Source organism: Burkholderia sp. Ac-20345 (assembly GCF_017104825.1).
In the GTDB taxonomy this organism is placed as follows: Bacteria; Pseudomonadota; Gammaproteobacteria; order Burkholderiales; family Burkholderiaceae; genus Burkholderia; species Burkholderia lata_B.
Window position 1 is genome coordinate 33,407 of record NZ_JAAGPO010000004.1, and the last position, 21,146, is coordinate 54,552.

Sequence of the window (21,146 nt, forward strand, 5' to 3'; positions counted from 1 at the left end):
TTTCTCACCTTTAGCGTGCGACGTGCCTTCGGGCACGTCACACGCCGTCTTTCTTCCCTTCCGCATTTCTCTGTCCATCTGACGTTGCTGAACCAAGCCGACGCGCTCTCGCGGGGCTTCGTTGAGCAAGCGTTTCTGCGCCTGTCTCAGGCATCGAAAAACCCGCAGTCCAACTGGAGAGATCCGTGAACGTGAAGTGCTTGTGCCTTTCGTCCCGTTCGGGGCTCTCTGTGTCGCGTCGATTCGACGCGACGTTGGAGACCACTGCGGCCGGAAGGTTTGGTGATCCATCTGTGCCGGCCATCCGCGTGATGGCGGCACGCATTTCCGCCGTCTGGCGAATGGAGGACGAATCATGCGTGAGCTGAAAAAACTGGTTCTCTCGAACCTGGACTGGCCGAACATTTTTCCGCTGTACATCGACAGCCGTTTTCTGAGTGGGAAAGGGCGGTGGTGGACGTGTCCGCTTTGCGATGGGGAAGAAACCTTCCGGATCTATCCGGCTGAAAGAGACCCCAACGGTGGTTGGCATTGCGCCCGCTGCCTGGAGGGTGGTACGGGCGTGAAGCTGATCCACCAGGTGACCGGCAAGCCGTATCGCGAGATCTACTACGAGCTCGAGACCGGCAACTACAACGGCGGGATTCCCGCTGCCGTGGTGCACAAGGCGAAGCCTGTCCAGGTCCGGCCTGAGAAGAGCGACGAGCAGAAGCGTCGCGAAATGCAGGCTGCATGGGATGGTGCCGCTCCGGTGACTGCGGATTCGCCCGTCTGGACTTATCTGTCAGCGCGGATTCCCGGGCTGCGGCCCGAGTGGATCGGGCGCGACGTGCGCTGCCACCCTGGCATGGAGTACGTCGACGCCTTCGGCAAGAGGCAGGGCAAGTTTCCTGTGATGCTCCAGCGCGCGCGATCGCAGGCAGGTAAGCCGCAGCGTGTCCATCGCACCTACCTCACGGTCGGTGGTGAGAAGGTTCCCTTCCTCACGAAGAACGGCAAGGCGCGAGCGAAGCTGGAGATGAGCGCGCCAGCCGGGAGTTTCGGTTCGTCGGTGCTGCTCAACACGACGCGCTCTCGCACGCTCGCTCTGGTGGAAGGCGCCGAAACCGGTCTTGCGGTTGTCGCCCGATATGAGAATCGCATCGAGGTCCGCTGCCTGCTTAACTGCGGCGGCCTGGAGCATGCCGATATCAACTGGGACGACTACGACCACGTGATCATCTATGCCGATCACGACAAGGTCGACCAGCGGCGCGGTTTCCGACCGGGCGAGCATCACGCACAGGTCCTTGCCGATCGCATCCGCGCGCACGGCAAGCGCGTTTCGATCGTGAAGTCGGTGGTCGAGGGCGTGGACTTTTGTGACGTGTGGAAGCTGCAGTACCAGCGGCGGGCGCAACAGCGTGACCTTGTGCGAGCCAGGCAACTGGCGCGTGAAGAGACGCGGAAGCGAAACCTGACGCGAATCCGCAGTAGCGGGATGTGCGCAGCAATGTGACTTTGACGCCGGCGTTCGCCGGCATTCTTTTTCTTACCCGGTGGGGATACGTCCCCTCCGGGCCGTATTGCGCCGGGCCACATCACGAGGTGAAAGATGGGCTCGTTTCGATTGGTGCTGGATGAGTTTGAAGTGGTCGAGGTACCGCCTACGGCGGCACCTGAGGGGGCGGCGGACGTCTCGGAAGGTCCGCGCTTCGACGTGATCGACCGGCTGCTAAAGGGTGACGACCGCTATATCCTGCGGGATGAAGCATTCCAACCGGCGGTTGACTTCTGTATGGCTTGGCTCGACGAAAAGGCGAAGAGCCGAAAGCACTAAATTTGACGGCAAGCGGCTTCCCTTCAGGGAAGCCGCTTTTTTTTTGTTCAATCGCTCACGATGATCAGGACGAGCAACAGGATCATCTTGAAGATCCGCCACCCGCCACTTGCCCACATCGTTCCGATTGCTCCTACGAGGAGAAACGGGCTGGCGATGTCACCCGCGCCTTTCGTCTTCATGAAGGCGCCGGTCACAAAGAGCAGCGAGTACGCCAACATGAGAACGAGGCGGCGCAGGACAAACGGGAGGGCGCGGAAGCCGCGGGCGATCGCGGATAGCGCTCCGGTGACGGTGTTCATTCGCCGTCCTTGGTGTTGGCCATGTGGGCGTGCCATGCGGCGACGCCGTACTCGGTGGCGATGCCGACTGCCGCAACAGCGAGCCAAAAGAACGGGGACGCCAGCTTGTGGACCAACTCCCCGTTTCGGATCCAGTCGATCAGTTCCAGCATGGTTTTCTCCTTATGTTCCGGTGCGTGACGTGGGACACGTCTCGAACACCGACCTCGTACTGCCATTTTCTCAGGTCTGTACAAAAAGCAAGCCACGAAAAACGAACCGATGGACTGTCACGCCCATGCGCCGAGCTGATCGTGAAGCGACGGGTCAAATCCTGCGCCGTCAAAGCTTCCATCACCAACGTGGAGCACCTGAAACTCGTCGTTATCGCGGGCGGCCGTGGTGCGCGTCGGCGCAGTCTGGGGTAACTCGGACGTGACGAGCGGCGCGGCCGCCGCAGGCGATGCGGCGAGCACGTGCCCGGTCAACTCCTGACGAAGCGCCGATTCGGCCAACGCCTTGAGGACCGCAGCCCGGCGACGGGCCGATGGACACGCGCGCAACCGCTCGAACAGCAGCGGCGACACGAGCTCGTTGATCGTGATGGTCATCTCGATCTTGTCGCTCATGTCGGCTCCTTATCGGCGTTCGCGGGCGACGCTCGATTCCCCGACCAGCAGGAATCCCCGGACGTTCGCGAGGCACGGGGCGTCGATCACCTCGATGACTACGCGCGGGAACGCGTGACGTATGACGGACGCATAGAGTGCCGCGCCACCGCCGGACAGGATGATCGACCTGACGTTTGCTAGCCGGCCGACGTTGTTCTGCATTTCCTTCACGACGCCCGAGATCAACGGTTGCGCTTTCTCGAGATAGGGCGCGAGGTCGATGTCGTTGCCGTAGAAGAAGAACGGAGTCTGCTCGCGCAGCGCTTTGTCGATCCGCTCGATGTCCTCCACCGCATCACCCTGGTCGCGTGCGATTAGCTGCGCGATGCGCTGATAGATCTGCGATGCGCCTCCCGGCATGCCGCCGCTGCGCTTGTCGTCCATCGCGAAGCCGGTCGCGTAGACCCAGTCGGTCGTGAAGTAACCGACGTCGACGACGAGATGTTCGACGTCGCGGCCAAACCCGCCCTTCCGGTTGCTGGATGCGAGGACGAGCGAGCCGAGCGGCTGCGGGATCACCATCACCTTGTCGATCTTCACGCGCCCGGCGCCGAAATCCAGCGTGCCGGTGAAACGCGCCATCAACTCGGCCGCGTACTTCTTCAGGTTGTGAACGGGAAGGCCGAGCACCAGGCGTTCGATGTGCGTCACGCCGGCGAAGTGAATCGCACCGAAGAGCAGCGCGGCATAGTTGTTCGTGAGAATGTAGTCGTCCGCCAGTGCGCGGCCGGTGTTGCCGTATGCGGCCGTCAACGAAACGTCCGGGCCGACCTCGTACTCGACCTGATCGATCACGATGGTGGACACCTTGCGCGCGGTCAGTACGCTGTCGCCATAGCCGGCGATCGAGCGGCTGGCCGCGAGCGGCGCGAGGGAAGGGAACATGCCGGAGGCGACGGCGTTGTTCGCGGCGCGGTGCGCGTACTTCGTGTTGCCGTAGCCGACGTCGATAGCAAAGACAGCAGTTTTCAAGGGTGACTCCTTTGGTCGATAGTTTGAGATGGCAGGTGCAACGTCGAACCTGGAGTCGGACTTCGGCACGGCCGCAATTCGAAAGTCCGAGATAAAGTCGGACATTGAGAGCGAGCCGATTTCGAAGTCGGACATAAAGTGGGAGATTGCGGTGGCGAGCCCTCGAATCTCCCGGATAAAGTCCGAGATTGCGTGATTCAGTCTATCGAGCGCGCTGCGAAGTCAAGTTTTGGAAAGCGGCGCACTTCCCGCCAGCTTTCGCGCGGTCACGCGTGACAAATCGGCCTATTCTTGGCATCACCTACCGCGTCGTCGACGCATCGAACCCGAGCGCCAGGCGCTCACACTCCCCCTTCCGGCCCGTTCTGGGCCTCCAATGCAGTGCAATGTCCGGGCCGCACTTTGACGCGGCCTTTTTCTGAAGCAAATCAAGTACACAGTGGTCCACCTTGAGGACCCCTGGACAGTGCGATATCCATACGATTGGCGGCGGTTTGCCGCAATGGGACGCAATGAGGACATGTGGACACCGGACACCGGACAGTCCACGCGGCCTCGATTGCGTCTGCTCACGCCCTTTCAGCGAACGAGCTGGGTGCGTTCAGGAAGCCCGATACACCGCGGCCGACATGAACGTGCTTGGGGGCGGGGGAAATCTTGCGAACCGGAAAGACCGGTGTCGCGATTCCCTGATTGGAAGAACGAACGGTAGGCGCAGCCGTAACCCAAATGCGCAACAGGAATTACCCGGCACTTAGCCCGGCGTCGGCGACCGCGAGGATCGTCGGCGCCGAGACGCGCAAGCGTCAGGCTGGCAGGGTAGCCACGAAGCTGAACTGAGCGGAGTCAATCCGCGCAGCGCGTCCGACAAGCGGGCGCGAAATGATCGGCGACGGCTTGCGCGAAGCGCGGACTGCGTCGGTCATGGCAGCAGGATGGACAGTCGGATTGCATGCTCTTCCCATGCAGCGGGCTGATCGGATGGAATCGCTAAAGGACAGGAAGCAGCAGGACCGCGCCGGCGGATACCGGCGGGGCCGTTCGCGCGGGAGCGTGGGCGGTCGAGGGGTGATCCAGCGCGGCGCCAGGTAGGGGTGCACATGCGATGGATATCGGAGTCGTTGATGGGACGGCACAAGCGCTCGTGGACGGTAGGGTCCGGCCAACGCAGGGGAAGGTTTTCGCGGAGCGCTGATGCCCGATCCGCATTGTCGAGTGGACGTGGCGCGTGCTGCCGTCGCTACATGGCACAGCGCGTCATCGATTCTTGACGATGCCCCCTGCCGTCGTACGATGGTTCGTGAACTGGTGTCGGCGCTCGCACTGCATATCGCGGGCGAAGACTACGCGGAGCGCGAGATCGAGGCGGACGTCACGGAACCGTGCGGCGAGCCCTGCATGATCGGTTAACGCAATGAACGGTGGGTGGTTCCCGCCGGGTATGAGCGGCGTCGGCCGCAAGGAGTAGGTGTATGGCTGCGATCCTCAACGTTCGGGCTGTTGTGGGCCGCTATCAACTGTCGCCCGAATTCCGCGATGCCTTGCGGGTGCTGTTCGATCAGCACGTCGCGCAGATTCACAGCACCACGCGGATTAGCAATCGTCCGCTGTCGATCAAGACGCAGGAGTACCGGGCGACGGCGATCTGCAAGGCATTCGTCGAGCTGCGAGAGGGTGGGTTTGCTCTACAAACGCCATGGTCGTTGAAGAACAAGCACGTCGAGTACCTCGTCGCTCGATGGGTGAAGGATGGGCAGTCGGGCGGCACGATCGAGAACAAGCTCACGTACCTGCGGGCGCTCGCGCAGTGGTTGGGAAAGGCGAATCTCGTCGGCACGCTTGGCGACTACGTCGATCGACGCGAGGCGGGCCTCGAGCGAAGCTATGTGGCGACCGAGGACAAGTCGTGGGTGGGGAACGGCGTGGACGCCACGGCCAAGATCGAAGAGATCGCGCAGACGTGCCCATATACGGCGGTACAGCTCAAGCTGCAGGCAGCGTTCGGATTGCGCGTCGAGGAGAGCTTCATGCTGCGGCCGGTGGAAGCGGTGCGCGATCCGCACAACCTCGCGGTAACGCGCGGAACGAAGGGTGGTCGACCGCGGGAGGTGCCGATTGAGCGGAAGATCGCGATCCTGGAGGAGGCTGCACGCTTGAGTAACGGTGTCACGGGATCCACGATCCCGGCGGGCCGCTCGCTGAAGCAGTGGCGCGACTGGTACTACTACGTGCTCGGCAAGCACGGTGTGACCAAGAACGGGATCGGGGTGACGAGCCACGGGCTGCGCCACGAGTATCTGCAGACGCTCTATGAGGATGTCGCCGAAGTGCCGGCGCCGATCAAGGGCTCGTCAGCGCGGCCCGATCCTGCCGCACATGAGGATGCCAAGCGGCGGGTGGTCGAGGCTGCCGGTCATAGTCGAACGTCGAAGGCGAACGCCTATCTGTCGACCTTCACCCGGCAGGGCGAAGTGACGAAGGTGCTACCCACCGTCGATGAGGCGACGGCTGCGCTCGAGGCGGCAAATGGAAACAAGAGCCACGCCGCGGCCGCACTGGGCATTTCGCGCCAGGCGTTGTACCGGATTCTTGGCACCCGCGAGAGAGAAGCGGTTTGATCGAAGGCAGTGGTGCCGGCGATTCGTGTTGATCCCGGGCCAACGCACTGGCGGCCGGAATGCACCTGAATTTAGGCGGTGATACGGGGATTGCGATGGGCCGTGGCTCGATAAACTGAGTGTGTCTCTCAGGTTCTGGCACGGCCCTCGGAAATCGCTAGAACCATCGTTTAGCCGGCGCAAGCCGGCTTTTTTTCGTCTAGCGCTGGCGTTGTCGGACACCACGCACCAGTAGGTCGAGTAGCGGCCTGATCCGTGATGCGATTGTCGGATGCGCATGGAGGAATCGCGCGATCGGTGGCGACACCTGGTAGTACGCTCGGATCGCCCATCTGCCCGGCTTCGTGGTCCGCAGCACGCGGTCCCGGAACCGGCGGAGTGAGAGAACTTCCGGCGCATCGTAATCCCCATAGACGGCTGATGCGATGAAGCACATCCCGAACCGCTTGAATGTGGCCGCGCAATACGGACAGACGGAGCGCTCAGGACGTCCACGATGCGTAATGATGCGCGGCACCATCTTCTTCTTGCATGCGATGCATTCGACGCGGTCATCGCGGTGTTGATGGGCGGTCGCGCGAGCCTGTCGTTGGACGATCCGCACTTTGGCGGCACGTGGGCCGCGGTTGTTCGAAGTGGCGTCGAACTCGACGACATCCCCTTCGCGCGGAGCATCTGCGCCGATGACGTCACTGACGTGGAAGAAGTAGTCCGTGGCTGCTTCCCCGTGGATAAAGCCGTGGCCCTTATCCTTCGAGAACCACTTGATGGTTCCTCGCATAGTTTTAGCTTTCTAGTTGGTTGGTCGAATTCGCAATCATATCCGGCGGGATACGCCACGCCGCAGTTGCCGCCGCGCTACCTTGCTACCACCTGTCCCGGTCGGGCATTGCGTCGACCGCGATCGCGATCCGGTCTTCGAACAGAAAATCGCGATGCTCGCACGGAGAATGAATCTTCGGAAACTGGACATAGTCCTGTCCGTCGACTTCGATCCACCTCGCCAACTGGACGAGCTTTCGATATCGTCCAGCGTCCTCGAGCACGGGCGAGATTGGCCAGGTATCGAAAGTGACGACGGTTGCGTCGACGATGCGCTGGGCTAGCATTTTGAAGATCGGGCCGATCTCAGCCCAATTGCCTTCTACCCGCGACAGCATGTCGAGTACCAACTGCGTGTCGCATGCGCCGAGCTCTCTCTCGACCAGGCCACATAGATCTTCTTTCGCTACTGGAGGACGGCTCATGCGGCGATTCCATACTTCGCCGCACCTATCTTTCGCCGCCGTCTCATCGTCGGCAATGACTTCCCACTGGGTCGACATGCCGCAATCGGTGCAATAGAGGCACACCACGGACTCCGTTTGGGGGGCGTCGGGCGGGCGGGGTAGTACATCACCGATGCGCGGGGGACCGCCGAATCTGCCGAATTGGCTGAAGTCGAATCGGCGATTCTCGTCACATTCAATAAGTCGCTGGGATCGGCCGACGGTCGGCCGGCCGCCACAATGCTCACACGGATAGAGCTGTTCGATCATCTGTCGGAATGGATATTGTTTTCACGTCGCCGGCATTATTGCTGTTTTTGCACGCCGGCAATACCGAGAAAAGCGCTGATATTCCTTCCGGTAGTTGTTCGCGCTAGCTGGATTACGTGTTCGATGCGTGTTTCTCGGCGACGTGAATAAGGGACAGCAGCGCATGAGTCGACGTCCCAGACTCGTGGGTGTCGCCGGTGTTTGTCACGACGATGTGATTCGAATCGGTAGAAAGTACTCGTCGCGCGGACGGGTGATTGTCGACGACCCAAAAATGCCACATACGTGCGTAATGCCACCATGTGCTGGCCCGTTCCAACTCGTCCCACGACGCCTGGAACTCGAGGATCGCACCGAAGCTCGTGAAGACCGCGCATCGCATGCCAGGAGCATCGGTGACTGCGACGGCGAGTTGGCGGCCGCGTGAGATGGAGTCCGCCTGGCGGCATGCCATGGAGAGGGTGGGGAAACGCGGGCCCCACTGGTCTGTGCGGGAGACCGCGCGTTGGAGGAACAGCGCCTTGCCGTGCATTGGAAGCATCCTGTTGAGAAGTTGACTCCATCTTGCCGGGCGCACGGCGAAGTCAAGTTCCGGCAGTTCAACGCGCTACAGGCGGAAGTCGTACGTTGGCCAGATCGGTCTTGTCGATGTCCCACTCGACGGCGTGTATCCCGCGCGCGACGCGAAGGCGTTGCTTCTCTCGCTTGCGCGCTTCGTACTCGGTCAGGCCGTTCATGCCGTAGACCTCGATATGGGTGGGCGTCGGCGTGTCGGTGAGGATGAAGTCGGGCAGCATCTCGGCTCCGTCTTCGAGCCGGATCGGCTTGTCGAAGCTGCGCTCTTCGGCGATGAGCCGATTCGCCATCGCGACCTCGTGGATCGAATCGCAGGTGATGTAGGTGGCGGAACAAAGCATCGCGGCTAGATCGACCACGACGTGATGGCCCTTGGGCGTGCGCTCGATCAGGAGAATCGCGACCACGCGGGCGGTGTGGTCGCCGAACGCGCGTAGCGCGTGGCTGTACCGCTTCTCTGCGAGCGCGATCAAACTGGTGTTGCAGTAGTACGGCTTCTTGCTCTGGCGCAGGGTGATCGATCTGCCGTAAGGGGTGGTGCCGATGTGTGCGAGCTCGCCGACGACGAGGCCTCGATGGTTCGTGCCGTCGCGCTGGCCGACACGACCGAGGAACGCGTCAAATTCGGCATTGATCGCAACGCGATCTGCCTCCTGGAAACGACGCATGACGTGCAGAACCTGCTCGGCAGGCTCGCCATTGATCACGGCGTCACCGAGCTCGGCGAGGACACGCGCGTTGCAGACGCCCCAGTTCCGCGCCCGCTCTGCGCCAGACCAGCGATTGAGGCCGGCGACCTGCCAGAGCGCCTGCAGGAAGCCGAGGAGTGGGGCTGCGCGGCGTGAGGTTGTCGGTGCGCCAGGTTGCCGGGTGCCCTTGGATGCGGAGCCGACCGTGCGCTGCGTGAGGGCGACGTCGAGCTTCGCGCGCAAGCCTGCGGCGGTCGCGACGATTCCGGGCAGGGTTTTGCCAGCCTCGCTTCCGCCTTCGTTCGGTGCCTTGTGGAACGAACACGATTGGCGGTCGTGCAGCGGTCCTTCGTCCGGCCAGCCGGCGAGGTGCAGCAAGCTGCCGTATCGGCGGATCTGGAGGCGGAGAGGGCGCGCGGCACCCAGGCAAAGGCACTGCGCGTAACCCGGATTGATCTTCGCGCGCTCGAGCTGGTGTACGAAAGCAGCCGGATGCTCTTGGACATCATCAAGCGGCACGGTAAGGCCGGAGAAGAAGACGTTGTTCATCGGGTTTCCTCGTTGGTGCCGGGCGTCGTCATTGCGATCTTGGCCCCGCCCTTGTATTCGCGTCCGGTTGCCTTTTCGGTGAGGAACCACTCGCCGCTCGATAGGCGAGTCACGTGGCAAAAGGGATAGCGCTGCTCCATAGCGGATTTTTCGTCTTCGTCGCGTCGCATTCTCCCGCCTTCGCGCCGGCGTAGCAGGCGGGAGCACGTCCAGCAGATCGCGAGGAAGACCGCGATTGCACAGCCGGTGATCACCTTGTTGTCGGGGCTGAGCCTTGCGAAGATCGCCGCAAGGGTGAGGATCATCAGTGGAATGGGAATGAATAGGTTCATGGTCGGGGCGTTGAGCAGTCGTAGCTATCACTGGCAGCGCTGCTGTCCGAGGACGTCATTCTGAGGCTAGATCCATTCATTGATTGGTGGGTGTTCGAGTGGTGGCGGCACGTACTCCGTGCCGGTGTCCTTATCGATCAGGAGCCACTGGCCCTTGGAGAGCCGTTTGACGTGGCAGTGCGGATGGCGTAGCTGCATGATCCGAGCCGCGCGGCCGCGCTCGTACCGTTGCATGGTCATAATCACGACTCGGGCGGTCCCGGCGGCTGCGACCAGTAGCGCGGCAACTGCCGCGATGGCGATGTATTGCCACGCGGTGGTGCCGCCAAGCTGGGCGAACAGTTCGCCGGCGACGGTGCCGGGTACTGTTAGAGTCTGGAGGAACACTTTCGAGATGTGGTTGTGCGGTTGGTTTGAGGTGGACGACGGATGCGCTCACCTCAACCATGCAGCTGACGGTCAGGCGAGATCACCGAGAAAGCGCACCTGTTTTCTGGAGCTTTCCGCCAAACCCCACTCAACCGGTTGCGTGCATCCGCGACCTGCTTAAAAAATGAGCATCGCCCGACGACGACCGCTGGCCTTGGGATCGGGCGACTTATCCACAAGCTTGTGCAGCGAAATTGTGAGTATCTCGGCGGCCGGCCCAATTGCGCAAAAGCGTGCATGAATCCGGGCGCATTGCGCGCCAAGTCCATCCGCCCTTCGCTTTACCATCCGATCGACCTACCGCGTCTACGACGCATCGACTCACGGCCGCGCGCGGCCCACTTACTTCACCCCCAACGGGATCACTCCCGTCGGGCGTGCTCTCCCGTCCCCAATCTGGAGAGCACCATGTCCGTATCGATCATCCGCACGCTCGAGGTCGCGCCATGAGCCGCAAGAGCGCGGAAAGGAAGTTTGTTCGCGCGGCCGATCCGCACCAGGCCGAGCTCGTGAAGCTGATGAAGCAGTTTGGCTACGCACATCAGACGAACACGGTATTTGCCGATTTCGTCGAGATGGCCGCGATCGCGCTGAGCAACAGTGTCGACAAGCCGCAGTTCGATTCACGTGAAAAGCGCTACCTGGATATCGTCGGGAAATACAAGCCTGATGAGGTCCAACTGTTTGCTCGGATGTTCGCGGAGCTGACACTGTCATTCGAACATCGGCTTGGCGTCGACGACGACCTCCCCCCGGGCGCGTTACCTAGTCCCGGGAACCTGACGGACGTGCTTGGTGAGACGTACATGATGCTGGGCATCGGCAACGACAGTGCCGGTCAGTTCTTCACGCCGTACAGCGTCTCGCGCTTGATGGCCGGCATCACGATCGGCGGTCGAAGCGACGTCATCGAGCGGGACGGGTTCATGCGAATGCAAGAACCTGCATGTGGTGCTGGCGGCATGGTGATCGCGACGGCAGATGCATTGCTTTCGATTGGTCAGAACTACCAGCAGACCATGCATGCAACCTGCATCGACATCGACGCGCGCTGCGTCCATATGACGTACCTGCAGCTGTCGATGATGCACATCCCGGCGGTTATCGTGCATGGGAATGCGCTCACGATGGAAGTGTGGGGCATGTGGTATACGCCGGCGCACATTCTCGGCGGTTGGCGAGCGAAGCTCCGTCAGCGCAGTCAAGCGGACGCAATGCGTGAAGTGCTGGCGCTGGGCCGTAGCGCCGTCGGCCCGGACGCTGGTGCAGAGCCGGATCCGATCGGCGATGTGGAGTTCGACACCGATGTCGCCGTGGCGCCGGTCGTCGAGGTGCCGGCGGGTGGCGTCGAGGCTTCGGACGGTAACCTCTGCGATCTATTTGACGAAGCGGTCGAGCAATCGAAGGGCAGCATCTTCGAGGTTGTTGACCAGCTGGCCCTCTTCTAGAACGCGCGGTAGCGTGACATCCCTTTCTCCCACGGCCCGATCGTTTGATCGGGCCATTTTTTGTTCGGTCAACGATGTACCGTGGCACGCAATCGGCGAAAGCTAGCTGGTTTCTTCGGGCTTTTCGCTGAGCCCCCGGAAATTCAGGCGGTATCTTTTCCTCTTCTACCGCGTCTCTGACGCATCGACTCAGCCGGTGCCGCCGGCATTCTTTTCCAACCCCATCGGGAACCACTCCCGATCGGGGGCAGGTTCCCTCTCCGGAGAACCTGAAATGCAACATGCACACCTGCAGCAACCTACCGTTAAGCTGCGTCAGATCAAGCTCGGTCGAAACCCCCGAGTCTACTTCGACGATGCTGAGATGGAGGAGATGAGGGCATCAGTCCGTGAGCGCGGCGTCGATACCCCCGTCATCATTCGACCGCTTGACGACGAGTATTTCGAGCTGATCGCCGGCGGTCGTCGCTTCAAAGCCGCGATGGAAACTCGCGGTGAAGACTACGACATGCCTGTCACCGTGAAGATCGTCGATGATGCGGAAGCGGAAGAAATCGCCCTCATCGAAAATATCCAACGGGCGAACCTCTCCCCTGGCGAAGAAGCCGTTGACGCTGCAAGACTACTCGGCCGCTGTAAGGGCGATCGGGAGGAAGCGGCGAAACGGCTCGGCTGGAGCGTTTATACCCTCAACAGTCGCCTGGCTCTGCTCAATTGCAGCAACGAGGTCCTCAATGCGCTGAACACGCGACAGATCTCTCTGGGGCACGCCGAGTTGCTGGCCGCTCTGTCCAAGGAGAACCAGGACCGCGTCCTTCCCGTCATCGTCTCGGAGAAGAAGGCCGTCGCGGATGTGCGCAAACTTGTGGAAAGCGCAGCATGCTCATTGAGTGTCGCGATCTTCGACAAGACCGACTGCGCGGCCTGCCAGCACAACTCTGCGATGCAGGGGGAGATGTTCGGCGAATCGATCGCGACGGGGAACTGTACCAACCGGCTCTGCTACAACGGCAAGACCGAAAAGCAGCTCGAGGCGACAGCCGAGGGTCTGCGCGACGAGTTTCCGATCGTCCGAATCGTGCGTGCCGGCGACAACCACACGCGTGTCCAACTCGCGGTCGACGGGCCGAATGGCGTGGGTGAGGCGCAGGCGAAGGCTTGCCACGGCTGCCAGAACTACGGCGTCGCTGTCAGCGGCCTGCCCGACTCAATCGGAAAGATCTACCGCGGACAGTGTTTCGACACCGTGTGCAATATGCGGAAGGTTGCGGATCGCATCACGGCCGAGAAGGCAGCGGCCAACGCTGCGACCCCGGGCGCCAAGGGTTCGCCCGTTTCGAGTAAAGCAGCAGGCAAGGGTGCATCGAATTCCGATGCCTCTGCGCCGGCGCCGGTAACCGTAGTCGCAGAATCCGACAGGGTGAAGCAGTACCGCGAGGCGCTCTGGCGCAAGGCGCTGCGGCGCGAGGCCGCGAAGGACGCCGAGCTCGCCCGGCAGTACCTGATCGCGATCGTCCTCGCAGGCTATGCACGGCAGATCAAGGATGAAACCTTCCGGGCTGTATTCGAGAAGGTGACCGATGAGAAAGTGCCGGCCGGTGACTTTGGTAAGGCGCTCTCGTTGGCTGCGACCGCGAACGATGAGCAGCGGAACACGCTGATCACCGGCATGTTCGTTGCTGCCGTCGAAGGTCTCGATGTCACGTATCTCAAGCAACTCTGCAAGCACCACAACCTCGACCTGACGCAGCACTGGAAACTCGATAAAGATTTTCTGGAACTGGTCACAAAGGCCGAGATGATGGTGATCGCGGACGAGTTGGGATTGCGCGTTGCGATGGGCGACAACTTCAAAAAGGTGTTCTCGAAGTCGAAGGCGGACGTCATCACCGCGTTGCTCGCCGTCGAAGGGTTCACCTACGAGGGCAAGCTCCTGAAGGTTCTCAAATACTAAGTAGCGGCCGACCATAGGCCGATTCGCATCGACATATTGCGCCGCTTCGAGCGGCGCTTATTTTTTCTGGAGATTCATATGTTTCAAGAACTGGAGCCGTTGATTCGTTCGGCCGAAAAGCTGGTGTTGTCGCTGACGATGGATGGCGACCGCATCGTTGTGTTCATGACGCCGGCCGGCGGCAAGGACGCGACGCTGCGGCAGCCTCTGATCCTCAAGGCGACCGCGGCCGAGCTCGATGAAGGGTTCGTCGAGGCGATCGAGGGGTATACGGCCGCGCACCAGTCGTTGGGAGAACAGGTGGCCGCGACCACGGCGATCCTCGAGGCTCATCAGCAGACGCAGGTCTCGAAGGCGCAGAAGGCGCTGTCGAAGGTGTCTCAGCCGGCTGCCGCAGATGCGGAATCCGATTCCGAAATGGATGACGACGATGCCAAGGCTGCACGCCCCGCTACGCCGTCGGACTCCAAAGCGTCCGTCGACGATAAGCCGGCCGGCACCGACCTGTCATCGTTGCTTCTGTGAGGTGAATCATGTCTATCAGCATTGCAGCATTGGTACGCGAGTTCACCTACAACGGCATGGCGCTCTTGGATCCTGGCCCGGCGTTCTCGCCGGACCAGGTTCGTGACCTGTACACCGCCCAGTATCCGGAGCTGACGACCGCAGCGGTCGACGGTCCCGACATGAAGGGTGAGGTGGCGCACTTCAAATTCGTCCGCGCAGCGGGTGCCAAGGGCGCCCATGCGTAAGCACGATCTGCTCAAAGCCCTGTCCGGTCCGGATGGTGGCTTCAACCAACAGGAACCGGCCGAAAGGCCGGTTTTTTTATATGACGAGGAAATGCGCAAATGTTCTTCGATCCTGCACTCCCTGGTTCAATCATCGCAGCTGGCTCGGCCGCGACCTGGCAACCGCCACGCGCTGCCGCTGCCGGACGTCGACCTGCCGCTGATCTTCTGACGCTTCCGTCCTTCTCGACGGAGGTGCCAGGGGCGGTGCGGTTGAAGTGGCGTGAAGACGTGCACCTCTCGGATCTGGTCCTGAAGCATTTCCAGTACGGGCCGTTGCGCGCAGGTGACGTTCATGATCCGGCCGACGCCGGCGACGCGTTCCAGCAGGCGTTTCATGCGTGGACGCAACGCCAGTATGGGCGTCTTTCCCGGCTCCGATTCACGCCGCATCTGTTCGACGCGCATGCGGTTCGTGATGTTCTCGATGGCCTCGGTAACGGGAACAACGATGAGGACCCGACGCCGCTGTTCTTCGGGTTCGGCCTTGAAGATGAGTGGGTGTACTCGTTGGAGGGGACGATCGAGACACTGCGGTCGGCCCACCCGTTGCTCTTCCGGACAGTGATGGCCGCGTTGTACCGCTCATCGGCTCGGACGATGTTCATCCGTCTGCCAGACTGGTTCCTGTACGAATTTTCGTGCTGGTACTGGGACGGCGAACCGAGCATTTCAGACAAGGATGCGGACGAAGCGCTGAAGGAACGCTTCGAGGACGACCTAGAAACCCGTTCTGCGTATCTGCCGTCGGTTGTGCGGCCGCAGCTGTGCCCCGGCGATGCCGACCCGGGTGTGTTTAGCGGCGGAAAATGGCGTGAGCGACGCACCTTGACGGACCCGGACCTGCTTCGGCTTCGCGCTCGCAGCAGGGGCATGCCTCGGCGCGTCTGCACCGAGGTGCTCAAGCTCCGCGCGCTGATGCGCCATAGCCGAACGCGGGATCTGTTTCATGTGAGCTACACCGCAAATCCGGTTTACGCGCTTTGCTCGGTGATCGTCGAGGACAACCGGTTTGTCGGCGACCTTCTCGATTGTCATTTCGACAATGAAGGCCAATCCGGCGATGCGACCACCTACAGCGGATTTTCCCGTCTGGCGTCGACTCCGAAGGCTATCCGCCGCCAGTACGCCGACCTGGCACTGGCGTTTCGCATTCTCACTCACCTTGACCGGCTTCTAGCGCTGGTGAGTCATCCCACTTAAAGGAGATTGTTATGTCTGGTATCGCGGCCGGTCGAACCGGCTCTGATGTAGCGTTGTCGCAAGCGTTGTTGCTCTATACGGGCAAGGACGGTGCGCATTTTGCGACAGCCCACGCTGTCATCACTGACCGCCAAAGCGGTCGACCTGTCATTGGCGCCGGTCGGCCGCTCGACCGGAAGGTGCTTGTTCAAACGCTTCAGCAGCTCGCAGAGCACGTCGCACCGCGGGCGGAGTTTTTGCCAGCGACGATGCTCGGGGTCTCGCCTGAAGCAGTCACGTGGTGGTGTCCGCCAGCGATACGCCGGGTGTTCTTCGAATGCGAGAACCTTGGTAAGCGAAGCGCCTTGGTGCCACATCCAGGGCTGGTGTTCCAGGCCTCGAATCAGGGCTTTCGTGTGTTCGCGGTGGCATGCAGCGGTCGCCCCGTTCGCGAGACGCCGTTGTTTGAACCGCCGTACTTCAACACCTGGGACATGGGCCGGATCTGCATCGGCAGCGCGCAGGTTCCGAAGCGTGTGGATGTGGCGTCGATCGATGGCTGGGAAGCCGGGTTCTTCGATTCGGCCTTCACGCATCCGAACGCCGGCGGCAAACGGATCGAGTACAAGGACGGCGAGTACGCGTTCTGGCGGGACATGCTCGACGGCAAGTTCGGCGAGACGTTTCCGCTCGACGCGCTGGTGCCGATGAAGTGGACGCTCGAGCAGCTGGTCAACGGTCAGGTCGGGAGGGGCGCATGAATCCGCTCGATACCGTTCTCCAGCAGTCCTTCCCGTCGGTGATGGTTCCGTCGCGGGAGGCCGTTGTCCCGATGACACGTTCGGGTGAGCGCCTGCTCGTCGCATCGGATGGCGTCTATCTCGAAGTCCTGCGTCCCTGGGTGCGCGTGGTGCGTCGCATCGCGAAGTACGCAGTCTCGACAGCTGTCCCGTACGGGAAGGTCGAAGAGACGACGGCGCTCTTGTGCGGGCAGATTCCGGCCGCGCTCGTCGCTGAGTTTCATGCGGTGGCCCGGGCGGCGTTGCCAAACGAGGTCGGCGCGTGGATTGTCTGGAACAGCGTGACCTGTTCGTTCCGCATCGTTGCGTTGCCTTCGCTGTCGCACGGGCCGGGGCATCTGGTCTATGAGCGGCCGCAACTGGCAGACGGTGAATGGCTGGTGGTCGATTGCCATTCCCATGGCACGGGCTCGGCGTTCTTCTCGCGCACGGATAACCAGGATGACCGGCATGACGTGAAGTTTGCGCTTGTGCTTGGTCATTGCGGTCGTACGCCCTCCGTCGCGCTGCGGCTGTGCGCGAAGGGGATTTTCGAGAAGTTCGAGCGCGCGCCCGAATCGTGGGCTTCGGCATTGGCGATGGAGGTGGTGTGATGAGCGGGGCGATCACTCATAGTATTCCGGCCGACATGATCCGCCGGCCGTGGCGCGTCGTGGTGGTTGGAGCCGGCGGGACCGGGAGCGCATTTCTTCCCAGTCTCGCGCGGCTGCATCACGCCATGATCGAACTCGGCCACCCGGGCGGGATCGAGTGCACGGTGTACGACGACGACACCGTCAGCGAGACGAATGTCGGCCGACAGGGGTTCTATCCCAATGACGTCGGGCATTACAAGGCGCTGCTACTCGTGAATCGGCTCAACAACCTGATGGGAACCAACTGGGTTGCGGAGCCGCGGCGTGTCGATTCATCGGTGCGTATTGTGGCCGATATCGTGGTGGGTTGCGTCGACTCACGCCGCGCGCGGCACGCCATCGTGCAGGCAGCGAAGCGGGGGAGTTGTCGTTACTACCTCGACTGCGGCAATGAGACGGATCGGGGTCAGGTCATTCTCGGGGAGTTCGGCAAGGCCCGGCGCGACCGGTTGCCCCACGTGGGCGATCTGTTCCCGGAACTACTGAACGCCAAGAATGACAGGGGCGACGACACACCGTCCTGCTCAATGGCCGATGCCCTGCGCAAGCAGTCCCTGGTCATCAATCAGGCGATTTCGGTACAGGCGTTCAATCTGCTCTGGACGCTCTACCGGACTGGATCTCTGTCGTACTCGGCGGTGTTCGTCAACCTCGCAACTGGGAGAACGAACCCGATCGCGATCGATCCGGTTATGTGGGCCCGCTTCGGGTATGACGCTCCACCTCTGAAGCCAAAAGCGCGCAAGCGCAAGAAGCCGGCTGCCGCGTAGTTGTGCTGCTTCTCTTCGAGGCAGCAGCTTTCTTTCACCCAACGGGTAGGAGCCCGTTGGGCACTACCCGAGTTCAAGGAGCATTTCTTATGGCGCGCTCGGGTATCCAGGTCGTACGAGACGCCGATTTGCCGCGTGCGGTGATTCGTTTCAAGCGTGCAGTACAGTTTCCGCGGTTCGGTATGGCGGAAGGCGAGCGGTGGGGGTTCGTGGTCTACGGTAAGACGGCGGATCGAATCGCTGCCATCAAGGCGGGAGACAGGTTCGATTTCGCAGGTGGTCAGTGTCTAGCCATTGACGTCGAGATCATCTACGAAGGACCTGCCAATCTCGACTTCAGTCGTGCCGCGGGATACATCTAGACCGACCGCATTTTTCGACGGCAGCGCCTCCCGAGCAATCGGGCAGGCGCTTTTTTTCGTCCCGAGGAAAGCGGGGCGGTTTTCCCGACGATTCCGGCGCGCGGCGCCGGCGCACCGTCCTACACTGAACCTGTTTCTCGCGCGTTTGCGCATCGACCTACACGCTCTGGCAATGCCGGTGCACCCATTTTCTATCAACCCGTTCGGGAGTCCATCCCGACGGGATCAGGCTCTCGGTCAAATCTGGAGCCACCCATGAACACCTACCAACTCATCGCTCACGGCCAGACAAGTGGCTGGGACGCTGCACGCAATGACGTAAACACGCGCAACGAATACCAGATGCTGCCGATTGAAGTCGCGGCGCAGGCTGGGAACGTTGACGAGTTTCGCGACATCATGAACGCGCCTGAATTCGATCCGATCGGCGCCCGTCCGCGGTTCTTTGCGGAGGTTGGCCGTCGTTCTTACGACGAAGAAGCGCGTTATACGGCCTTGCAATCGGCCCTCGACGAATATCGGGTCCGGTTTCACTGAAGTACATGGTGTGCCCTTGTGCACCTGTGTGATCACCATGTGATGTAGGGGACGACTTCCACATCGTCCCCGTCTTCCTTTCCCGTCAGGGCAACGCTCCTGACGGACGGTTGCCCGCCTTTCGTTGAGGCAATCATCATGTTCAAGCGTCTCGTCTCTGTCCTGCTTCTCGCGTCCTTGACCGCGTGTGCTTCGTACGACTTCGGGTCCCCCGATGTCTACCAACGCTCCGACGTTCAGCGAGCGGGAGCAATCGAGGCAGCCACGGTCGTCAGCGTGCGCGGTATCACGATCAGCAGCGAGTCGGATCGATCCGGTCTGGCGTCGCTGTTGAGCGCGGGTGTCAGCGCGTTTCTCGGGTCCCGCACGATCGGCGGCGGTAACGGCCGGTACATCGCCGGTGCGCTTGCTGGCGCTGGCGCGGCCTACGTTTCTCAACGTCTGTCTGAATCGCTCGCACGTCACACCGGCTTCGAAGTCGTTGTGCGCACGGTGTCCGGTCGAACGTTGGTGGTCGTTCAATCCGACGAGCAACGCTTCGCCCCGGGTGATCGCGTGATGCTCGTCAGCAGTTCTTCCGGCATGCGCATCACGCGCTGAGCCGTCCATTCGCCGGCTGCTGTCGGCTTCTTCCTGCATAGCGAGGTTCCCGTACGGGGCCTCGCTTTTTTTATTCCGAGGGCAAGATGTTCAAGGTACCGAAAGTTCTGTATGCGGATCGACGCGCGGGTGGTGTGGCATCCGACGCTGCGCTTACCCACCACGCGACCCGCATGCTGCATCGGGTCGCGCGTGATCTGCGGTTGCGCGCGGGTGAGCACGAGGTAGTGACCGAGCCAGCGAAGGCCGGCCGAGGCTGCCGCGTCGCCCTGCGCACCAATCGAATGATGCTCGAGGTCGCTGATTCGGCGTCTCGTCAGCATGTCGCTGTGTCGTTCCGCTCGCGACGTGGTCGGCGCGACCTGTCGGGCGGCGGCGACAACGCCGTGCCGCTCGCGCAGCTCGACACGGACGAAGGCTACCAGGCATTGCTCGGTGGGCTGCGGCTCGTGGACGGGCTCGACAGCGACCACCGCTAGGAGGCGCGATGGAATTCGTTGATGTTCGGGTCGAATTTCCTTCGGGCCTGTCGGTAGTCGATCGCGGATCTTACGATTCCGATCAGCAGATCGTTTTCATTTCCATTCCGATGCGTGAGCTGCTGGTCGCGGTCAAGGAAATGGAGCCGCCCCCGGCGGTCACGGCGACCTGGGATGGGTTTGAGGCAACGCTGATACAGGCGACGGCTGATAGCTTCGACGTGGTGTCGGTAACCGAGCCTGCGGCGAAGCCGCGCTCGAGACTGGGCACCCGGCTGGTCAGGGCGTCCTGGTCGAAGGACCAGCGGCAGCAGTTCGGGCGGTTCTGTCATACGTTGACGGTCTCATCGATCGTTGGTGTTGTCGGATACGTCCACGCCATCTCGGAGTTCTCGATCTGGGCAGCGATGAACGTCGCCGCCCTGGTCGTAATCGGTGTGCTAACCTACATTGTCGGCATGGATTCCATGAACGGAGAATAGATATGTACTTTGGTCCTGTTGCACTGCTTTTGACGCTGGTGTTCTGCGGCTACGGCATGGTCGCATGCGAACGCGGTCGCAAGGCGGAGCGCGACCAACGTCGTTCTCTGCGTCACCACTCACACTAAATCGAATTGTCGGTCGCCCATCCGGGCGGTCGCTTTCCAATCAAGGGCTGCACCTCACGGTGTGGCCCTTTTTATTTTGGGGTTTCCATGTCTGAAGTACTGGATTTGCCGGTTGAATTGGCCAATGTGCCGTTCGATCCGGTCGGCAAAACGGTGGGCGAGGTCGCCGCCGATGTCGAGCGAGCGTTACACAACGCGGGCCTCGCACCCGAATGGGTGGTGCCCGCCAACCAATACGCGAATGCATCCGAGGAACTCTGCGGGCTTCGTGCATCGTCGAGGTGGCCGAAAGCACTTTATCGGGCCGGGTATATCAGCGTTTCGGTCCGGCGGATCGATTGGGAGGCCGGTGTGCAAGTCGACTTCATCCTAGCGGTGGACGGGCACCGGCGCATCCAACCGTTGATACGCATCGGAGCGCGTTCCCGATCGCACGCTTGGGCGATAGCCGCCACCGTATCGCGGCTGTTCGACCTCGACTGACGCATCACACTCTCTTTCTCC

General features: G+C 61.6%; 28 protein-coding genes. 18 read left to right on the plus strand and 10 right to left on the minus strand.

Annotated features, from left to right (window positions below; genetic code table 11):
• Positions 1–355 precede the first annotated feature (355 nt).
• Positions 356–1,498, plus strand: a complete 1,143-nt coding sequence (locus G3O06_RS03235) for a toprim domain-containing protein (RefSeq protein WP_205814960.1) — start codon at positions 356–358, stop codon at positions 1,496–1,498.
• Between the two features lie 96 nt (positions 1,499–1,594).
• Positions 1,595–1,819 carry a hypothetical protein gene (locus G3O06_RS03240; RefSeq protein ID WP_205814961.1) on the plus strand — a complete coding sequence of 75 codons (225 nt, stop codon included), beginning with the start codon at positions 1,595–1,597 and terminating at the stop codon, positions 1,817–1,819.
• Between the two features lie 47 nt (positions 1,820–1,866).
• Here the strand turns inward: G3O06_RS03240 and G3O06_RS03245 are convergent, their stop codons facing one another.
• The 4 genes from G3O06_RS03245 to G3O06_RS03260 form a co-directional block, all read right to left on the minus strand.
• On the minus strand, positions 1,867–2,121 hold the full coding sequence (locus G3O06_RS03245; RefSeq protein WP_205814962.1) for a hypothetical protein: 255 nt from the start codon (positions 2,119–2,121) through the stop codon (positions 1,867–1,869).
• On the minus strand, positions 2,118–2,273 hold the full coding sequence (locus G3O06_RS03250; protein ID WP_205814963.1) for a hypothetical protein: 156 nt from the start codon (positions 2,271–2,273) through the stop codon (positions 2,118–2,120). Before G3O06_RS03250 ends, G3O06_RS03245 begins: the two co-directional genes overlap by 4 nt.
• Positions 2,274–2,390: 117 nt before the next feature.
• Positions 2,391–2,729 carry a hypothetical protein gene (locus G3O06_RS03255; RefSeq protein ID WP_205814964.1) on the minus strand — a complete coding sequence of 113 codons (339 nt, stop codon included), beginning with the start codon at positions 2,727–2,729 and terminating at the stop codon, positions 2,391–2,393.
• 9 nt (positions 2,730–2,738) lie between these two features.
• Positions 2,739–3,743: a PRTRC system protein D gene (locus tag G3O06_RS03260; protein WP_205814965.1), complete on the minus strand. Its 1,005-nt coding sequence runs from the start codon at positions 3,741–3,743 to the stop codon at positions 2,739–2,741.
• A gap of 1,194 nt (positions 3,744–4,937) precedes the next feature.
• Here G3O06_RS03260 and G3O06_RS03265 point away from each other — a divergent pair.
• Positions 4,938–5,153 carry a hypothetical protein gene (locus G3O06_RS03265; RefSeq protein WP_205814966.1) on the plus strand — a complete coding sequence of 72 codons (216 nt, stop codon included), beginning with the start codon at positions 4,938–4,940 and terminating at the stop codon, positions 5,151–5,153.
• Positions 5,154–5,215: 62 nt separating this feature from the next.
• Positions 5,216–6,361: an integrase domain-containing protein gene (locus G3O06_RS03270; RefSeq protein ID WP_205814967.1), complete on the plus strand. Its 1,146-nt coding sequence runs from the start codon at positions 5,216–5,218 to the stop codon at positions 6,359–6,361.
• Between the two features lie 199 nt (positions 6,362–6,560).
• On the opposite strand, the gene G3O06_RS03275 is transcribed toward G3O06_RS03270, so the two are convergent.
• The 6 genes from G3O06_RS03275 to G3O06_RS03300 all read right to left on the minus strand — a co-directional run bounded on the left by G3O06_RS03275 (position 6,561) and on the right by G3O06_RS03300 (position 10,432).
• A complete protein-coding gene (locus G3O06_RS03275; protein ID WP_205814968.1) occupies positions 6,561–7,142 on the minus strand; it encodes a cold shock domain-containing protein in 582 nt (193 codons plus the stop codon).
• Between the two features lie 85 nt (positions 7,143–7,227).
• The gene (locus tag G3O06_RS03280; protein WP_205814969.1) at positions 7,228–7,899 is read right to left on the minus strand and encodes a Lar family restriction alleviation protein; all 672 of its coding nucleotides are present in this window, start codon (positions 7,897–7,899) and stop codon (positions 7,228–7,230) included.
• Between the two features lie 112 nt (positions 7,900–8,011).
• Positions 8,012–8,431: a hypothetical protein gene (locus G3O06_RS03285; RefSeq protein ID WP_205814970.1), complete on the minus strand. Its 420-nt coding sequence runs from the start codon at positions 8,429–8,431 to the stop codon at positions 8,012–8,014.
• 67 nt (positions 8,432–8,498) lie between these two features.
• Entirely contained in the window at positions 8,499–9,713 is a 1,215-nt protein-coding gene (locus tag G3O06_RS03290) for a DUF1173 family protein (RefSeq protein ID WP_205814971.1), read from the minus strand.
• Positions 9,710–10,045, minus strand: a complete 336-nt coding sequence (locus tag G3O06_RS03295; RefSeq protein ID WP_205815085.1) for a hypothetical protein — start codon at positions 10,043–10,045, stop codon at positions 9,710–9,712. The genes G3O06_RS03290 and G3O06_RS03295 overlap by 4 nt, the downstream gene beginning before the upstream one ends.
• Positions 10,046–10,111: 66 nt before the next feature.
• Positions 10,112–10,432 carry a hypothetical protein gene (locus tag G3O06_RS03300; protein WP_205815086.1) on the minus strand — a complete coding sequence of 107 codons (321 nt, stop codon included), beginning with the start codon at positions 10,430–10,432 and terminating at the stop codon, positions 10,112–10,114.
• A 488-nt stretch (positions 10,433–10,920) separates the two neighbouring features.
• On the opposite strand from G3O06_RS03300, the gene G3O06_RS03305 reads away from it, so the two are divergent.
• The 14 genes from G3O06_RS03305 (at position 10,921) to G3O06_RS03370 (ending at position 21,125) form a co-directional block, all read left to right on the plus strand.
• Positions 10,921–11,922, plus strand: coding sequence for an N-6 DNA methylase (locus G3O06_RS03305; RefSeq protein ID WP_205814972.1), 1,002 nt, complete (start codon positions 10,921–10,923; stop codon positions 11,920–11,922).
• Between the two features lie 274 nt (positions 11,923–12,196).
• On the plus strand, positions 12,197–13,876 hold the full coding sequence (locus G3O06_RS03310; protein ID WP_205814973.1) for a PRTRC system ParB family protein: 1,680 nt from the start codon (positions 12,197–12,199) through the stop codon (positions 13,874–13,876).
• Positions 13,877–13,954: 78 nt separating this feature from the next.
• A complete protein-coding gene (locus tag G3O06_RS03315) occupies positions 13,955–14,401 on the plus strand; it encodes a PRTRC system protein E (RefSeq protein ID WP_205814974.1) in 447 nt (148 codons plus the stop codon).
• An 8-nt stretch (positions 14,402–14,409) separates the two neighbouring features.
• Positions 14,410–14,628 carry a PRTRC system protein C gene (locus G3O06_RS03320; RefSeq protein WP_205814975.1) on the plus strand — a complete coding sequence of 73 codons (219 nt, stop codon included), beginning with the start codon at positions 14,410–14,412 and terminating at the stop codon, positions 14,626–14,628.
• Positions 14,629–14,727: 99 nt separating this feature from the next.
• Positions 14,728–15,870 carry a PRTRC system protein F gene (locus G3O06_RS03325; protein WP_205814976.1) on the plus strand — a complete coding sequence of 381 codons (1,143 nt, stop codon included), beginning with the start codon at positions 14,728–14,730 and terminating at the stop codon, positions 15,868–15,870.
• Positions 15,871–15,881: 11 nt separating this feature from the next.
• Entirely contained in the window at positions 15,882–16,610 is a 729-nt protein-coding gene (locus G3O06_RS03330) for a PRTRC system protein B (protein ID WP_205814977.1), read from the plus strand.
• Positions 16,607–17,242 carry a PRTRC system protein A gene (locus G3O06_RS03335; protein ID WP_205814978.1) on the plus strand — a complete coding sequence of 212 codons (636 nt, stop codon included), beginning with the start codon at positions 16,607–16,609 and terminating at the stop codon, positions 17,240–17,242. The genes G3O06_RS03330 and G3O06_RS03335 overlap by 4 nt, the downstream gene beginning before the upstream one ends.
• Positions 17,242–18,054 carry a PRTRC system ThiF family protein gene (locus G3O06_RS03340; RefSeq protein ID WP_205814979.1) on the plus strand — a complete coding sequence of 271 codons (813 nt, stop codon included), beginning with the start codon at positions 17,242–17,244 and terminating at the stop codon, positions 18,052–18,054. The genes G3O06_RS03335 and G3O06_RS03340 overlap by 1 nt, the downstream gene beginning before the upstream one ends.
• A gap of 89 nt (positions 18,055–18,143) precedes the next feature.
• Positions 18,144–18,416 carry a hypothetical protein gene (locus G3O06_RS03345; protein WP_205814980.1) on the plus strand — a complete coding sequence of 91 codons (273 nt, stop codon included), beginning with the start codon at positions 18,144–18,146 and terminating at the stop codon, positions 18,414–18,416.
• 255 nt (positions 18,417–18,671) lie between these two features.
• Positions 18,672–18,953, plus strand: coding sequence for a hypothetical protein (locus G3O06_RS03350; protein WP_205814981.1), 282 nt, complete (start codon positions 18,672–18,674; stop codon positions 18,951–18,953).
• A 138-nt stretch (positions 18,954–19,091) separates the two neighbouring features.
• Complete coding sequence (locus tag G3O06_RS03355; RefSeq protein ID WP_205814982.1) at positions 19,092–19,553, plus strand: hypothetical protein; 462 nt, start codon at positions 19,092–19,094, stop codon at positions 19,551–19,553.
• Between the two features lie 86 nt (positions 19,554–19,639).
• Positions 19,640–20,032 (plus strand): hypothetical protein, encoded by a 393-nt coding sequence (locus tag G3O06_RS03360; protein ID WP_205814983.1) that lies wholly within the window; start codon positions 19,640–19,642, stop codon positions 20,030–20,032.
• Positions 20,033–20,040: 8 nt separating this feature from the next.
• Complete coding sequence (locus tag G3O06_RS03365; RefSeq protein WP_205814984.1) at positions 20,041–20,514, plus strand: hypothetical protein; 474 nt, start codon at positions 20,041–20,043, stop codon at positions 20,512–20,514.
• A gap of 215 nt (positions 20,515–20,729) precedes the next feature.
• Positions 20,730–21,125, plus strand: coding sequence for a hypothetical protein (locus tag G3O06_RS03370; protein WP_205814985.1), 396 nt, complete (start codon positions 20,730–20,732; stop codon positions 21,123–21,125).
• Positions 21,126–21,146 lie beyond the last annotated feature (21 nt).

Bases quoted from the DNA above. Each gene is read 5' to 3' on its own strand.
- G3O06_RS03235 (WP_205814960.1), top strand. From the start codon at position 356: ATGCGTGAGCTGAAAAAACTGGTTCTCTCGAACCTGGACTGGCCGAAC.
- G3O06_RS03240 (WP_205814961.1), top strand. From the start codon at position 1,595: ATGGGCTCGTTTCGATTGGTGCTGGATGAGTTTGAAGTGGTCGAGGTA.
- G3O06_RS03245 (WP_205814962.1), bottom strand. From the start codon at position 2,121: ATGAACACCGTCACCGGAGCGCTATCCGCGATCGCCCGCGGCTTCCGC.
- G3O06_RS03250 (WP_205814963.1), bottom strand. From the start codon at position 2,273: ATGCTGGAACTGATCGACTGGATCCGAAACGGGGAGTTGGTCCACAAG.
- G3O06_RS03255 (WP_205814964.1), bottom strand. From the start codon at position 2,729: ATGAGCGACAAGATCGAGATGACCATCACGATCAACGAGCTCGTGTCG.
- G3O06_RS03265 (WP_205814966.1), top strand. From the start codon at position 4,938: ATGCCCGATCCGCATTGTCGAGTGGACGTGGCGCGTGCTGCCGTCGCT.
- G3O06_RS03270 (WP_205814967.1), top strand. From the start codon at position 5,216: ATGGCTGCGATCCTCAACGTTCGGGCTGTTGTGGGCCGCTATCAACTG.
- G3O06_RS03275 (WP_205814968.1), bottom strand. From the start codon at position 7,142: ATGCGAGGAACCATCAAGTGGTTCTCGAAGGATAAGGGCCACGGCTTT.
- G3O06_RS03280 (WP_205814969.1), bottom strand. From the start codon at position 7,899: ATGATCGAACAGCTCTATCCGTGTGAGCATTGTGGCGGCCGGCCGACC.
- G3O06_RS03285 (WP_205814970.1), bottom strand. From the start codon at position 8,431: ATGCACGGCAAGGCGCTGTTCCTCCAACGCGCGGTCTCCCGCACAGAC.
- G3O06_RS03290 (WP_205814971.1), bottom strand. From the start codon at position 9,713: ATGAACAACGTCTTCTTCTCCGGCCTTACCGTGCCGCTTGATGATGTC.
- G3O06_RS03295 (WP_205815085.1), bottom strand. From the start codon at position 10,045: ATGAACCTATTCATTCCCATTCCACTGATGATCCTCACCCTTGCGGCG.
- G3O06_RS03305 (WP_205814972.1), top strand. From the start codon at position 10,921: ATGAGCCGCAAGAGCGCGGAAAGGAAGTTTGTTCGCGCGGCCGATCCG.
- G3O06_RS03310 (WP_205814973.1), top strand. From the start codon at position 12,197: ATGCAACATGCACACCTGCAGCAACCTACCGTTAAGCTGCGTCAGATC.
- G3O06_RS03315 (WP_205814974.1), top strand. From the start codon at position 13,955: ATGTTTCAAGAACTGGAGCCGTTGATTCGTTCGGCCGAAAAGCTGGTG.
- G3O06_RS03320 (WP_205814975.1), top strand. From the start codon at position 14,410: ATGTCTATCAGCATTGCAGCATTGGTACGCGAGTTCACCTACAACGGC.
- G3O06_RS03325 (WP_205814976.1), top strand. From the start codon at position 14,728: ATGTTCTTCGATCCTGCACTCCCTGGTTCAATCATCGCAGCTGGCTCG.
- G3O06_RS03330 (WP_205814977.1), top strand. From the start codon at position 15,882: ATGTCTGGTATCGCGGCCGGTCGAACCGGCTCTGATGTAGCGTTGTCG.
- G3O06_RS03335 (WP_205814978.1), top strand. From the start codon at position 16,607: ATGAATCCGCTCGATACCGTTCTCCAGCAGTCCTTCCCGTCGGTGATG.
- G3O06_RS03340 (WP_205814979.1), top strand. From the start codon at position 17,242: ATGAGCGGGGCGATCACTCATAGTATTCCGGCCGACATGATCCGCCGG.
- G3O06_RS03345 (WP_205814980.1), top strand. From the start codon at position 18,144: ATGGCGCGCTCGGGTATCCAGGTCGTACGAGACGCCGATTTGCCGCGT.
- G3O06_RS03350 (WP_205814981.1), top strand. From the start codon at position 18,672: ATGAACACCTACCAACTCATCGCTCACGGCCAGACAAGTGGCTGGGAC.
- G3O06_RS03355 (WP_205814982.1), top strand. From the start codon at position 19,092: ATGTTCAAGCGTCTCGTCTCTGTCCTGCTTCTCGCGTCCTTGACCGCG.
- G3O06_RS03360 (WP_205814983.1), top strand. From the start codon at position 19,640: ATGTTCAAGGTACCGAAAGTTCTGTATGCGGATCGACGCGCGGGTGGT.
- G3O06_RS03365 (WP_205814984.1), top strand. From the start codon at position 20,041: ATGGAATTCGTTGATGTTCGGGTCGAATTTCCTTCGGGCCTGTCGGTA.
- G3O06_RS03370 (WP_205814985.1), top strand. From the start codon at position 20,730: ATGTCTGAAGTACTGGATTTGCCGGTTGAATTGGCCAATGTGCCGTTC.